Origin of the sequence: Mitsuokella sp. UBA4253 (assembly GCF_002395285.1) — a bacterium.
Lineage (GTDB): Bacteria > Bacillota > Negativicutes > Selenomonadales > Selenomonadaceae > Mitsuokella > Mitsuokella jalaludinii.
On sequence record NZ_DGWR01000016.1, the window covers coordinates 12,062 to 26,228 of the forward strand.

General features: G+C 60.5%; 8 protein-coding genes and 1 pseudogene. 1 reads left to right on the forward strand and 8 read right to left on the reverse strand.

Going from position 1 to position 14,167, the window contains the following annotated elements:
- Positions 1-80: 80 nt before the first annotated feature.
- The 3 genes and pseudogenes from B2X55_RS08825 to B2X55_RS10900 all read right to left on the reverse strand — a co-directional run.
- Positions 81-1,277 (reverse strand): DEAD/DEAH box helicase, encoded by a 1,197-nt coding sequence (locus B2X55_RS08825; protein WP_286821815.1) that lies wholly within the window; start codon positions 1,275-1,277, stop codon positions 81-83.
- A gap of 44 nt (positions 1,278-1,321) precedes the next feature.
- Positions 1,322-3,805 (reverse strand): DNA topoisomerase 3, encoded by a 2,484-nt coding sequence (locus tag B2X55_RS08830; RefSeq protein WP_286821816.1) that lies wholly within the window; start codon positions 3,803-3,805, stop codon positions 1,322-1,324.
- Positions 3,806-4,015: 210 nt separating this feature from the next.
- Positions 4,016-4,103 (reverse strand): annotated as a pseudogene (locus B2X55_RS10900) (DUF1232 domain-containing protein); the annotation flags it as partial.
- A gap of 335 nt (positions 4,104-4,438) precedes the next feature.
- On the opposite strand from B2X55_RS10900, the gene B2X55_RS08840 reads away from it, so the two are divergent.
- Complete coding sequence (locus B2X55_RS08840) at positions 4,439-5,695, forward strand: diaminopimelate decarboxylase family protein (RefSeq protein ID WP_278823787.1); 1,257 nt, start codon at positions 4,439-4,441, stop codon at positions 5,693-5,695.
- A 587-nt stretch (positions 5,696-6,282) separates the two neighbouring features.
- Here B2X55_RS08840 and pfkA read toward each other — a convergent pair.
- The 5 genes from pfkA to B2X55_RS08865 all read right to left on the reverse strand — a co-directional run bounded on the left by pfkA (position 6,283) and on the right by B2X55_RS08865 (position 14,152).
- A complete protein-coding gene (gene pfkA / locus B2X55_RS08845; protein WP_036378375.1) occupies positions 6,283-7,248 on the reverse strand; it encodes a 6-phosphofructokinase in 966 nt (321 codons plus the stop codon).
- A 225-nt stretch (positions 7,249-7,473) separates the two neighbouring features.
- On the reverse strand, positions 7,474-7,950 hold the full coding sequence (locus B2X55_RS08850) for a mannose/fructose/sorbose PTS transporter subunit IIB (protein ID WP_055162588.1): 477 nt from the start codon (positions 7,948-7,950) through the stop codon (positions 7,474-7,476).
- The gene (locus tag B2X55_RS08855; RefSeq protein WP_036378373.1) at positions 7,947-8,390 is read right to left on the reverse strand and encodes a PTS sugar transporter subunit IIA; all 444 of its coding nucleotides are present in this window, start codon (positions 8,388-8,390) and stop codon (positions 7,947-7,949) included. Before B2X55_RS08855 ends, B2X55_RS08850 begins: the two co-directional genes overlap by 4 nt.
- A 262-nt stretch (positions 8,391-8,652) precedes the next feature.
- Entirely contained in the window at positions 8,653-11,442 is a 2,790-nt protein-coding gene (locus B2X55_RS08860) for a sigma-54-dependent transcriptional regulator (RefSeq protein WP_286821818.1), read from the reverse strand.
- A gap of 100 nt (positions 11,443-11,542) precedes the next feature.
- Positions 11,543-14,152, reverse strand: coding sequence for a heavy metal translocating P-type ATPase (locus tag B2X55_RS08865; protein ID WP_286821819.1), 2,610 nt, complete (start codon positions 14,150-14,152; stop codon positions 11,543-11,545).
- Positions 14,153-14,167: the final 15 nt, after the last annotated feature.

Below are 14,167 nucleotides of genomic sequence, written 5' to 3' on the forward strand. Positions count from 1 at the left end.
GTCCTAAAAAATCGAAAAACATAAAACGCAAAAACACCGCGTGACAGTCACGCTTCTTTTCTTGATGCTTTCTTGATGCTTTACTTATTGTGTTTCCTGGCCGGTCTTGCCGCGCGCGGGCCATGTTGACGGGTCTGCTTCCCCTTTCTTGCAGGAGCAGCCGCCTTGGCATGCGGCAGCCGCTCAAACTCGATGCCGAGCTTCTTGCCGAGCTCGGAGAGCTTGACGGCTTCCTTGAAGTCGATCAAGGTGATGACGGCACCCTTGCGGCCGGCGCGCGCCGTGCGGCCAGCGCGGTGCTGGTAGACCTGCGCGCTCTCCGGAAAGTCGAGGTTGATGACGTAATCGACGGCCGGGATGTCAAGGCCGCGCGCCGCGAGGTCTGTCGAGAGGAGCAGCTGGGCACGGCCGCCCTTGATGGCGGCGATGGCCGACTGGCGCGACTGCTTGGCATCCTTGCCGAGCAGCGACTCCGCGCGGATGCCCTCGTAGCGCAATTTCGCGAGCGTCTGCTCGGCCGCGAACGTCCTGTTGATGAAGACGAGGCCGCGCTCGATCGGCAGGGAACGCGTGAGCTTGCGCACGCGCTCGATCTTCTCGCGGAACGGTACGGTGACGAAGTAATGATGGCAGGCGGCCATCTCCTCGACCGATGCCTCGATCTCGATGCACTCCGGATGGCCGAGGAACAAAGCGCGGTCGCGCGCCTTCTTTGGGTCGGTCGCCGAGAACATCAAGGCCTGGCGGTCCTGCGGCAGGAGCTTGACGACGTCGGCCGTCGTCATGTCGTTCTGGTCGTCGAGCAGGCGGTCGAACTCGTCGAGCACGAGGAAGCGCACGCCCGCGAGCTTGAGCTTGCCCTTGCGCGCGAGCTCACAGATGCGGCCGCCCGAGCCGACGACGAGCTGCGGCTTCTCCTTGAGCTTGTCGATCTGGCGCGCGATGTTCGCGCCGCCGATGAGGCCCTGCACGCGGATGCCGAGGCCTGCCTTCTGGCTGAGCTCACGCGCCTCGCCAGCAATCTGCATCGCCAGCTCATACGTCGGGGCCAGCACGACGGCCTGTGTCTCGCGGCGGTCCTTGTCGAGCTGCATGAGGATGGGCAGCAGGTAGGCGAGCGTCTTGCCCGTGCCCGTCGGCGCCACGCCGAGGATGTCCGTGCCAGCGAGGATCTTCGGGATGGCCTGCTGCTGGATGGGCGTCGGCTCCTTGATATTCTTGTCGGCGAGGACTCCTGCGAGTGCCTCGCTGACGCCTAAGTCGCGAAAGGTTTCCATATCTTCTCCTTATATCTTAAACAGGTATCACTTCTGTCATTTCGTCATTTCAAGAGCGGCTTGCCGTGGTCATCGTCGAAGGTCGCCGTGCACCGCGGATAGTTCGAGCAGCCCCAGAAGACGCCGTTCTTGCCGTGGATGCTGCGCAGATGACCCTCGCGGCAGCGCGGGCAGAGGAAGCTCGACGAGGCCGCATCCTTCTCCATATGCTCCATCGGGCTGGCCGAGTACTTGGGCTTGTCGGCCCAGGACTGCCAGGAGGAGGTCTTTTGCTGCTGCGCTGCATAGCTCTTCTCGTCGGCCTCCATGCGCGCGGCGTAGTCGTCGGGCGAGAAGAGCGCATTGAGCGCGGCGATATCGTCGTATGGCTCAGATGCGCTGTGCGAGCTGTACGAGCGGCTCGCTGCAGTCGCATCAGCCTGACGCGACTGCCAGGCCATCGCAGTGGCCGAGACGGCCGCTGGCGCTGCTCTTCGCGGCCTGCGTGCGAGGCGCGCTTTCGCGTCCTCAAGGTCGGGCTTGCCCTCCTTATCGTTGCAGGTCATGCGGCACTTCGGGTAGTTCGAACAGCCCCAGAATACGCCATTCTTGCCCTTGCGCTTCGTCAGGACGCCCTGATGGCAGCGCGGGCAGACATTCTCGCCCTTGACCTCCATGTGGACGTCACCTGCCTTCGCGCAGAGCTTGCGCGTGAAGGCAATCTGCCCCTGCAGGAAGTCGGCAAGGCTCTCCCCGCCTTCCGACATCGAGTGGAGCTTGTCCTCCCAGATGGCCGTCGAGTCGGGGTACGTGAGCTCGTCGGGCAGCGCGTCGACGAGCAGATAGGCCGCGGGCGTCGGCACGAGATACTTCTTCTTGCCCTCGGCCTTCATGAACTTGCGGCGGATGAGGTCGTCGATGATTGTCGCGCGCGTCGCCTCTGTGCCGATGCCGTAGACATCCTTGAGCTGCTTCTTCGCTTCGGGATTCTTGACATACTTGTGGATTTCCTTCATGCCGGCCAAAAGCGTCGAAGCCGTGAAGCGCGTCGGCGGCTTCGTCATCTTCTCTAGCATGCGGCCGCGCTGCCAGTCCACCGAATCGTTTTTCTTCATGAGGGGCAGTGTCTTGGCGCTCTCTTCCTTTTCATCCCTGTCTTCCCTGTCATCTCCCTCGTCGGTCTCCTGCTTCTTTTTCTGCGACTGGTACATGACCTTCCAGCCGAGGTCGCGCTCCGTGCGGCCGCTGGCCGTGAACGTCTCCTCTTTATAGCTGACCTCGACCTTCGTCTGGTCGTAGGTGTGGACGGGGTAGAACTGCGCGAGGTAGCTGCGCGCGATGAGGTGGTAGAGGTTGCGCTCCTCCTGCGTCATCTTCGTGACATCGGCCTGCACCGTCGTCGGGATGATCGCATGGTGCGCCGAGATCTTCTTGTCGTTCCAGGCGCGGCTCTTCTGCTTGGGATTGGCCGCCTTCACCCACACGGCAATCTGCGCGTCGCCGGCCTTCGAGAGGTGCGCGAGGATGGTGCTCGCATCGCCGAGCTGGTTCGTCGGCAGGTACTCGCAGTCTGAGCGCGGATACGTCGTGAGCTTCTTCTCGTAGAGCTTCTGTGCCGTGTCGAGGACGAGCTGCGGCGCGTAGCCGAAGCGCTTGCCCGCAAGCACCTGCAGCGTCGAGAGCGAGAACGGCAATGGCTGCGGCTCCTGCTTCTTCACCTTCTGATACGATGAGATCACGGCGTCATGCGGCATCGCCTCGAAAAAGGCGAGCTTCTCGTCCGCGATCTTCTTGTCGACGAGGCGGTTCTCGCTGTCAAGCCCCGCCATCGTGTCCTGTGGCTTCCACTGCGCCTCGAAGCTGCCGTTTGCATGCTGGAAGGTGCCGCGGATGAGGTAGTAGGTCACGGGCTTGAAGTTCTCGATCTCGCGCTCGCGGCGCACGACGAGCGAGAGCGTCGGCGTCTTGACGCGACCGATTGGCAGCACGAGGCGCTCATGGCCGGCGCGGCGCGCGGCCAATGTGTAGGCGCGCGAGAGATTCATGCCGATGAGCCAGTCGGCGCGGGCTCTGGCAAGTGCCGACTGCTTGAGATTGAAGAAATCGCGGTTGTCGCGCAGGCTCGCATTGGCCTTCTTGATGCTCTTCTCATCGAGCGCGTTCAATAGGATGCGGCGCACGGGCTTCTTGTTCCCGAGGTAGTCGAGCACCTCGTCGACGAGCAGCTGGCCCTCGCGGTCCGGGTCACCGCCGTGCACGATCTCGTCAGCCTTCTCAATGAGCGACTTGACGATGGCGAACTGCTTCTCACAGTCCTTGGCGACAAAAAGCTTCCAGTGCTCGGGGATGATGGGCAGGTCGTCGGCGCGCCAGCGCTTGTATTTCGGATCGTACTCCTCAGGCTCCGCCTGGCGCAAGATGTGGCCGAAGAGCCAGGTCACGACGCCGTCCTTCGTCACGAGGTAGCCATCATGGCGCGCGATGGGCCCCGTCAGGCACTTGGCGAGCTCACGGCCCACACTCGGTTTCTCGGCAATATAAAGACGCAAGAGTCTTGCGGCCTCCTTTCAATTCAATATAGAAAATAAAACGACACAATCACGAGATGAGCTTGTAGATGCCCCAGACGATGACACCGACCCAGGCCAGCAGGAACACGGTCACGAGTATGCCGGCGAGCTTCGCATGGCGCAGGATGTAGTCGGCCTGGCGCTCGCAGTCCGACCGCACGGGGTACGGCAGCATGCGCATGAGCATGGCGATGGCAGCCGGCACGAGCACAGCATCGTCGAGCATGCCGAAGACAGGGATGGCATCGGGAATCAGGTCAATCGGGCTCAAGAGGTAGAAGATGGCCAGGAGCATCATACCCTTGACCTTCCGCGGTGTCTGGCGGCTCTTGAGCGAGAGCAGCATGACGAGGATGTCATGCCGGAAAAGGCGCAATACGCCGAGTAATCGTCCCATTTTGCAAACTCCTAGTTCAAAGTAAATACAGTCTCATTTTACCACACAACGAGCCATGCTGTCTGGAAAGGTGCTGAATTTCGAGAAATTGCCGGAATGTCTTATACAATTATAACATAGGAATTGACAGCATTATTCCTATTTGGTATAATAAATTAACATTTTGACAGATAATAATTCTCTTTGGTAGGTTTGTTTTTACAGGAGGACAACATATGAGCAAGAAGACCTTCCCGCTCTCCAAGGAGCAGCTTGAGGAAATCATCAAGAAGTACCCGACTCCGTTCCACATCTACGACGAGCGCGCCATCCGCGAGAACATCCGCAAGCTCCAGAAGGCATTTGCCTGGGCTCCACGCTTCCGCGAGCAGTTCGCCGTCAAGGCGCTGCCGAACCCGCGCATCCTGCAGGTCCTGCACGAAGAAGGTGCTGGCACGGACAACAGCAGCCTCGCCGAGCTCGTGCTCTCGGAAGCGTCGGGCTACAAGGGCGAGGAGATCCTGCTGACCTCTAACGACACGCCGGCTGACGAGTTCCAGAAGGCCATCGAGCTCGGTGCCATCATCAACCTCGATGATATCAGCCATCTTGACTACCTCGAAAAAAATGCGGGCCTGCCGAAGATCATCTGCTTCCGCTACAACCCGGGCGACCTCATCGAAGGCAACGACATCATCGGCAAGCCGACGGAAGCGAAATACGGCCTGACGCGCGACCAGCTCTTCGAGGCCTACAAGATGGCACAGGAGAAGGGCGTTAAGCGCTTCGGCCTGCACACGATGGTCGCTTCGAACGAGCGCCGCACGGAGGCCTTCGTCTTCACGGCTAAGCTCATGTTCGAGCTGGCAGTCGAGCTCAAGCGCCGCCTCGGCATCCACGTCGAGTTCGTCAACATCGGCGGCGGCATCGGCATCCCCTACCGCCCGGAAGAGGAGCCTGTCGACCTCGAAGCAGTCGGCGAGGGCATCCACAAGCTCTACAATGAGATGATGGTACCGGAGGGCCTCGGCGACGTCGCCATGATGACCGAGAGCGGCCGCGCCATCACGGGTCCTGCTGGCTGGCTCGTCTCGACGGCGATTCACGAGAAGAAGACCTACAAGGACTACATCGGCCTCGACTCCTGCATGGCCAACCTCATGCGCCCGGCCATGTACGGCGCCTACCACCACATCACGATTGCGGGCAAGGAGAACGAGCCGTGCGACCACGTCTACGATGTCACGGGCTCGCTCTGCGAGAACAACGATAAGTTCGCCATCGACCGCAAGCTGCCGAAGATTGACATCGGCGACCGCGTGATCATCCACGATACGGGTGCACACGGCAGCGCGATGGGCTTCAACTACAACGGCAAGCTCTGGTGCGCCGAGCTGCTGCTCCACGAAGACGGCAGCGTCGAGCTCATCCGCCGCGCCGAGACACTCGACGATTACTTTGCCACCCTCAAATACCCGGGCAGCGTAATGTAATTTGTGATTGTACGCACATCCGGAGTAGAAGGCGGAGAGGCATGTATTTCGGCTTCGGCGCTCTGCTGAATGGACCCCATGACCAGATTGCGCATCGATGCCGATTCGCCGCCTGCCACGGCGTTCCGACATCGCATGCTTTGCCACGCCTGTCTTGGGGCCCATCCCTGCGGGCAATCGCTTCGCTTCTGCAGGCGAAACACATGCCTCCCCGCTCAGGGCTATGCAAACTGAGTGGCAGGGCTGCTCGTCACGCAGAGCAAAGAGGGGATGGCCGGGCAAAAGCGAAGCGTTTGACCGTCTGCGTCAAGAATCTATTTTTTCCCGACACACATTTCCTGAGGAAAGAGCGTCGTTCAAGCGCAGCGCGTTTAGCTCTTTCCTCAGGCTGCATTAAAAGGGAAAAAATAGATTCAGCAGCCGGTCATCGCGCAGCGTTGCCCGGTCATCCCCGTCTTGCATGCTCCGACACATGCCTCCTTGCCTTCAATGACAAGATGTGAGCATATGCCAATCAGCAAAAAAAGCTGCTACCCAACTCGCTTGGGTAGCAGCTCTTTTTATTCTGTCTTGATTGCCAGACTCTATCAGGCCAGCACGCGTGCGAGGCGCACGAGTTCTGGGTTCAGGGTCTTCGTGTTGTTGACGGCCTCGAAGAGGTTGACACCTACGACCTTGCCTTCGTTGAAGCCGAAGACGATATCCGATGCGCCCGAGATGATGGCCAGAGCAGCCTTCTCGCCGAGCATCGATGCCTTCATGCGGTCTTCCACCGTCGGCGAGCCGCCGCGCTGGATGTGGCCGAGGACCGAGACGCGCGTGTCGATACCCGTCTTCTCCTCTACGGCCTTGCCGATCTCGATGGCCGAGCCGGCGCCTTCCGCCACGACGATGATGCTGTAACGCTTGCCTGCGTCGTACATTGCCTTGATCTCTTCGCACATCGAGTCGATGTTGAACTTGACCTCCGGTACGAGGACGAACTCAGCGCCGCCCGCGATGCCGGACATCATGGCCAGCCAGCCGGAGTTGCGGCCCATGACCTCGACGAGCATGATGCGGCGATGTGCCGAAGCCGTGTCGCGCAGCTTGTTGATTGCATCGACGATCGTGTTCGCAGCCGTATCGCAGCCGATCGTGTAGTCCATGCCCCAGACGTCGTTGTCGATCGTGCCCGGCAGGCCGACAATCGGCAGGCCCGTCTCTTTCGAGAGCAGCGAGCCGCCCGTCAGGCTGCCGTCACCGCCGATGATGACGAGGCCTTCGATCCCACGCTTCACGAGGTTCTCAAAGCCCTTGCGGCGGCCTTCCGGCGTCTTGAATTCCGGGCAGCGGGCCGTTCCGAGGAACGTGCCGCCGCGCTGGATGAGATCGCTGACGCTGCGGCTCGTGAGCTCCTCGATGTCGTCATCGAGCATGCCCTGATAGCCGTTGTTGATGCCATAGACTTTTACACCCTCGTAGAGTGCCGTACGGACAACGGCACGCGCCGCAGCATTCATGCCCGGGCTGTCGCCGCCAGATGTCATTACAGCAATCGCTTTTTTGATCATGGGAACATCTCTCCTATTCCATCAGTTCCATACTTATCCCAATCATCCCGTTGGCCCATGCCGCAGGATAACCAAATGACCTGATAATGTACTTCTTATATATTATCTTTCTTTATTTTACGGAATTCGTCCAAAAATGTAAAGGGTTTCATGCAAAACAACGCCTTCTCCTCGCGGAAAAGGCGTTGCAGATCGTGGATTTTGTTTCAGGACACGATACACGCATCATTTGAGGACGGCCATGAGATCTCGCTTCTCGTCCGTATCGACTTTGCGGATCTCCAGCTCGATGCCCAGCTCGTGGAGCTTCTTGAAGGCGGCGACGTCCTTGTCATCGACCGAGACGGCGCTCGTGACCTGATGCTTGCCCTCGTAGAAGCTCATGCCGCCGATGTTGACACTCTTGATCGGCACGCCGTGCTCGACGAGGTACAAGACGCTCGTGGGATTCGTGAAGAGCAGCAGGCAACGGTCATTCTCATACTTCGGATTGCGGTAGATGCGCACCGCCTTCGCGAGGTCGACGACATGGCTCTTGACACCCGCTGGTGCAAGCTGCTTCAAGAGCACTGCGCGGATCTTGTCCTTGGCGACTTCGTCGTCACAGACGATGATGCGCTGGCAATCTGTCGCCTTCGACCAAACGGTGGCGACTTGGCCGTGAATCAGGCGGTCATCGATCCGTGCCAATACAATCTTCATAAGAGATCATCATCCTCGTCGTCATCGTCGACAGCAATCTGGCTCGCGTGGAAGAACTGCATGCCGCTCTTGCCAGCTTCTGCCGCTTTATCCATGAGTTCCTGAATGCTCAGGCCTTCGTCCATCATCTGCGCGCTGCACATCTCGATGAGCATCGGCAGGTTGACACCCGTCACGATGCCGTACGCCTCATTGGCGATGACGAGACGGCAGGCTGCATTGTACGGGCTGCCGCCGAAGAGGTCGTTGAGGAAGAGCACGCCGCCCGAGCAGTCAAGCTCCTTGATGGCTTCCTCGTACTTCTTGACGACATCATCCGGCCCCTCGCCCGGCACGAGCGTGACAGCGCGGACATTCTTCTGCTCACCGCAGATCATCTCGCACGAGCGCACGAGTTCCTCTGCAAAAAGACCATGTGTACCAACGATAATCGCAAACATTGGATAACCCCCTTCTGATACTACCTTACCTATACCCTAATACAATGCAAGATGCGTGCCAACTTTGTGTATCAAACCAATATGGATACACAGGTCATCATTCTCGCATCTCTTTGCGTTCAACAATGATGAAATAATACTATCACACTTGCTAGATAATACTCTATCGCGCTATCACCCATCATCCTGATACAGTATCGCCTCTCGCCACCCTAAAAGAAATACACTATCATCTGTATCAGGAATCATGGCCGTCAGTGTATCAGATCATCTCGGCCATGAAATAATACTCGTCTGCAGCTAGTGTCAGGTGCAGCTTCTCCGAAAAGACCTCTGCGGCCTCCTTCAGTGCCTCGACCTTCTCGGTGCGGAGCTCTGACGGATTGCCGCCGTAGTGGAGAGGCTTGCGCATGACGCAGCGCTCGAGCGCACAGCCGCAGTGGACGAGTAGCCGGATGCGCAGGGGATTGGCCAGCGGCTCCCTGCGCCCTGCCTCGAGCCGCTCGTCGAACTCCATGAGGAGCGGCATGACCTTCTCGGGGTTGAGATACGTCAGGAACTTGCAGAGGGATTCTGAGCAGAGACTCTGGACGACGCGGCTGCCCTGACGGTGAGGTGAGGTGCTGCGGCTGCCCGTGACGAGTTCCAAGAGCGCAGCCTCGCCCTCGCCGTCGATGATGGCCTCCAAGGAGATGAACGGGATGCGCATTGCGGGCTTCTTGACGCCGACGGCCGCCACGATGCGATGGCCCTCTGCGATCTCGCGCAGATGCTCCTCGAGCTTGACGATGCCGACGGGAATGACGGGCAAAGGCTGGCCCGCGCCGCGCAGGATCTCCTCGACGAGCGACTTGAGCTTGAGCGCCGTGCCCTGCCCCGTCGAGCAGATGGTCACGACGACGCGGCCGTCGTCCGTCACCTTCTCGAGCTCCGTATCCTGCGTGACGTCGCGCGCCTCGTAGCCGTGGAAGCTCGCGAGCGAGTCGTAGAGACCGTCGAGGTCCATGCCCGCGAGCTCCGCCTTGCGCATGGCCTCGAGGATCAGCGGCGTCGAGACCATGTCGATCGTGCGCACGGGCACATCGAGGCGCTTCTCCAGGCTTGGGCCGAGATTACAGAGCGAGCCCATGTCCGCGAGTATCAGGACGCCCTTGAGGCAAGGCACGGACTGCAACATGGCCGCCATCTTGTCGAGCACGGCCTGCGGACGGACCTCGAGCGGCATGTCGACGGCCAGCACGCTGACATCCGTCGTGCCGAACAAGCGCTGCGCGACTTCGACCATCGAGGTCGCCGTGCTCTGGCCATGCGTCGCGACGACGAGGACGACGCGATCGTCGCGGTCATCCTCCTGCGACGATTCCAACAGCAGGGCGATGTACTCGATCTCGACGCGCGGCACCTCGATGCGGTAATGCTTCTCGATGAGGCTGCCGATCTCGGTCGCCACCTCGAGGCAGAGCGAGTCCTGCGGCACAGTGCCCTCGAGCTCTTTGTGCGCCGCATCCTTCGACTTGACCCGCTTGAGAAAGGCCGAGAGGTGCAGGCTGAAGGCGTAGAGGAAGCGGTCGTGATAGCTCGCATTCATGCGCTTCTGCACGTAGAGCGCCACCTGCTCCGCGAAGTCGACGAGCGAGGCGTCGACGATCTTCAGCAGGCGCTCGCGCGTCGTCATGTTGACCGAAGCTTTCTTGTTGTAGAGATTGCGCACGTAGACATTGACATCCGCCGCGAGGATCTGCTTGATGAGGTCGCTGCTGATGCCCTCTCCCTTGAGGAGCTCGACTTTCGCCTCGACGACCTGATAGAGATTGAACTCCGCGCCGCTCACGCCGTCCGTCAGCGGGAAATCCGGCCCCGGCGGCACGATGATGCACGAGTCGCTGCCGAGAGCTTTCGTGACCTCCGTCAAGGCCTGGCGGTTGGCCGAGAGCGTCAAGAGGCCGCTCCGGATCTGCTGCGGCAGCATCTTGAAGTCGACCTCGATGCCCTCCGGGCTGTCAATGCCGTTGAGGAAGGCCTGCGCGCAGAGCAGCTTGATGTTCGACTTGAGCTGGCCGGCATTGCCGCTGCCGATGCTACCGACGAGAGCCTTTATTGTCTCGACGCCCACGCGGATCGGCTTCTTGACGCGCTGCGCCTCATCCTGGAACATCAGCTTGATGATGTCGAGCTTCTCGTCCGTGCTGCGCTCCGCGAGCGGCGGTATCTTCATGATGTTCGGGATGCGGCGCACGAAGGTCTTCGTCAGCGCGGAGTCGGGGTCCTCCGTCGTCGCCCCGATGATCAGGACTTTGGCCCTGCGGCTGCGCTGCGTCTCGCCGAGCCGGTTGAACGTGCCCGTATCCATGAAGTAGAAGATCATCTCCTGCCCCTCAGGCGGCAGGCGGTGGATCTCATCGAGGAACAGCACGCCGCCGTCTGCCTCCTCGACGAGGCCCGCCTTCGACTGCTCCGCACCCGTGAACGCGCCCTTCACGTAGCCGAAGATATGCGAGATCAGAAGTTGCGGGTTGTTGTAGTAGTCGGCACAGTTGAACGTCACAAACGGCGCCTCCTCCGCGAAGCGGTGCATGACCTTGCCGTACTCGAACATCATGTGCGCGAAGAGCGTCTTGCCGACGCCCGTCTGGCCGACGATCAAGGTGTGCAGGCCGTCGGGCGGGTAGAGAATAGCCGCCTTTGCCTGCTCGACTTGGCGCCTCAGGCTCCTGTCCGCGCCGATGAGCCGCGCGAAGGGATTCTCGGGCTCCTGCGGCTTCTTCGACTGGCAGATGGCCTCGACATCGTCGAACTGGCACTCGCCGAGCGTCACGCCGAGTGCCGACTCCAGGCAAGCCCTGTCAAAGTAGAGCACCGGCCGCCCCGAGAACTTCACGATCCTGCCCTGGCGCTGCAGCGCGTTGAGTTCCTTCGAGACATTGTTGCGCAGGATGCCGAGCGCCTCCGCAATCTCCTGCGCCCCAAAGCCAACGCGCCCTTTGAGCATTTCCTCTGGCCAGGCCTCCGACTTCTCCTCGATATACGAATAGATGCGTTCCCCTCGTTTCATCCGCATTCCCCTCCATACCTCAACATACACATCCTATTATAGCATACAGCAAAAAGGAGCAGCGCCTTGCGCTGCCCCTTTTCAAGCCTGTGAATGAGACTCAGCCTACGAGCTCATAGCCAGCATCCTCGATGACTTTGCGGAAGTCGGCCTCTGGGATGTCGTGCGTTGCCTTGACATCGGCCTTGCCGCCCTCGAGGTCGACGGTGACATCCGTGACGCCGTCCATCTTGGCGAGTGCATCGTGAACGTGTTTCTGGCAATGGGCACACATCATGCCCTCGATCTTCAGTGTCTTTTCCATTCTTATCGCTTCTTTCTCCTGTACAGGTTGTGCGGCTGCCGAGTCGGCGGCCTCGTGATCCTTTCTATCAGATGAAACGGCTGCTGCCGTCTGCTCTGCTGATATTTCTGCCCCGTGGTCTGGCTTGAAGAAGCGCAGGCGCAGGGCATTCATGACGACGCAGACGCTCGACATGCTCATAGCTGCAGCGCCGATGACCGGCGAGAGCTTGATACCGAAGGCCGGGTAGAGGATGCCTGCGGCGAGCGGGATGCAGATGACGTTGTAGATGAGCGCCCAGAAGAGGTTCTCCTTGATGTTTTTCAGCACGGCCTTGGAAAGGCGTATCGCACTGACGGCATCGAGAAGGTCGCTCTTCATGAGCACGGCATCGGCGCTCTCGATGGCAACGTCCGTGCCAGCGCCGATGGCGATGCCAAGGTCGGCCTGCGCAAGCGCCGGCGCATCATTGATGCCGTCGCCGATCATCGCGACCCTGTGGCCCTCCGACTGGAGCTTCTTGATGTGCGCCGCCTTGTTCTCCGGCAGGACACCGGCAATGACCTTCTCGATGCCCATGCGGCGGCGGATGGCCTCTGCCGTGCGCGCATTGTCGCCCGTCAGCATGACGACCTCGATGCCCATCTCGTGGAAGCGCGCGATGGCCTCGCGGCTCGTCGCCTTCTCCACGTCAGCAGCGGCGAGGATGCCGATCACGCGGTCGTCTTCGGCAAAGATCAGCGGCGTACAGCCGTCATCAGCGAAGGCGGCGAGCTGGGCTTCATATGCCTTGAGGTCAACGCCTTTCTCCTCCATGAGCTTGGCATTGCCGGCTGCATACGCATGTCCGTCGGCTTTTGCTTCAACGCCGCGGCCAAAGAGTGCCCGGAAGTCCGTCATCGCCTGGGGTGCGATGCCCTTTGCCTTGGCTGCCGTCATCACGGCTTCGGCCAGCGGGTGCTCGCTGCCCTGCTCAAGGCCGGCCGCGAGCGAGAGCAGCTGCTGTTCGGCAACGCCATCAGCCGTCACAATGACGGTGACCTCGGGGCGGCCCTCCGTGATCGTGCCGGTCTTGTCCATGACGACCGTGTCGACGGACTGCGCGATCTCGAGCGCCTCGCCCGACTTGATGAGGATGCCGTTCTCCGCGCCCTTGCCCGTGCCGACCATGATGGCGACCGGCGTCGCGAGGCCGAGCGCGCACGGGCACGAGATGACGAGGATGCAGATGGCAATCGAGAAGGCGAACTCGACGCTCGCGCCCATGGCCAGCCAGATGCCGCCCGCAATGACGGCAATCGCGATGACCGCTGGCACAAAGACGCCAGCAATCTTGTCAGCCATGCGCGCAATCGGTGCCTTCGAGGCACTCGCCTCGTCGACGAGGCGGATGATCTGGCTGATCGTCGTGTCCTCGCCGACGCGCTCCGCGCTGAAATGGATGGATCCCTGCTTGTTGATTGTGGCCGAAGTGACCTTGTCGCCCGCCTGTTTCTCGACGGGAATCGGCTCACCCGTGATGGCCGACTCATCGACGCTTGTCGTGCCAGAAAGCACGACACCATCTGCCGGGATGCGCTCACCCGGGCGCACGACGATCTCGTCGCCCGCCACAAGTTCCTCAGCCGGAATGGTCTGCTCCACGCCGCCGCGCACGACGCATGCCTGTTTCGGTGCGAGGTCCATGAGCTTCTCGAGCGCCTTGCTCGTCTGCCCTTTCGCGCGCGCCTCGAGGTACTTGCCGACGGTAATCAAGGTGACGATCATGCCAGCCGACTCAAAGTAGAGATTCGTGCTGTACTCCTGAACGAGCGCCATGTCGCCGTGGCCGAAGCCCCAGCCCATGCGGAAGATGGCGAAGGCGCCGAAGAGCGCTGCCGCCATCGAACCCATGCCGACGAGGCTGTCCATGTTCGGCGCGCCGCGGAAGAGATTGCGGAAGCCCGCAATGTAGTAGCGGCGATTGAGGTACATGATCGGCAGCACGAGCAAGAACTGCGAGAACGCAAATACAATGGCATTCTGCGGACCGTCAAAGACCGCGCCGACAATCTGCGGCACAGGCAGCCCGAAGAGCTTCTCAAAGAGGCCGTGCATCGAGATGTACATCGTCGGCAACAGGAAGGCGATCGACCAGACGAGGCGGTGCTTCATCTCAGCGATGCTCTTCTTGACAGGGTCCTCCTGCGGAGCGGCCTTGGCCGCTGCCTGCTTGCCTTTGACCGAGGCGCCATAACCAGCATCGACGACGGCCTTGATGATGGCCGGCACACTCGTCTTTTGCTCATCGTATTCGAGCTGCATGCTGTTCGTCAGCAGATTGACGCTGACATCTTTCGTGCCGTCAACCTTCGTGACGGCCTTCTCCACACGGGCCGAGCAGGCCGAGCATGTCATGCCCGTGATCGTGAATTGTTGTTTCTTCATCTTGGATTTCAGCCT

Coding starts and splice junctions, on each gene's coding strand:
- pfkA (WP_036378375.1), bottom strand. CDS start 7,248: ATGATCAAAAAAGCGATTGCTGTAATGACATCTGGCGGCGACAGCCCG.
- B2X55_RS08860 (WP_286821818.1), bottom strand. CDS start 11,442: ATGAAACGAGGGGAACGCATCTATTCGTATATCGAGGAGAAGTCGGAG.
- B2X55_RS08865 (WP_286821819.1), bottom strand. CDS start 14,152: ATGAAGAAACAACAATTCACGATCACGGGCATGACATGCTCGGCCTGC.
- B2X55_RS08855 (WP_036378373.1), bottom strand. CDS start 8,390: ATGTTTGCGATTATCGTTGGTACACATGGTCTTTTTGCAGAGGAACTC.
- B2X55_RS08850 (WP_055162588.1), bottom strand. CDS start 7,950: ATGAAGATTGTATTGGCACGGATCGATGACCGCCTGATTCACGGCCAA.
- B2X55_RS08840 (WP_278823787.1), top strand. CDS start 4,439: ATGAGCAAGAAGACCTTCCCGCTCTCCAAGGAGCAGCTTGAGGAAATC.
- B2X55_RS08825 (WP_286821815.1), bottom strand. CDS start 1,277: ATGGAAACCTTTCGCGACTTAGGCGTCAGCGAGGCACTCGCAGGAGTC.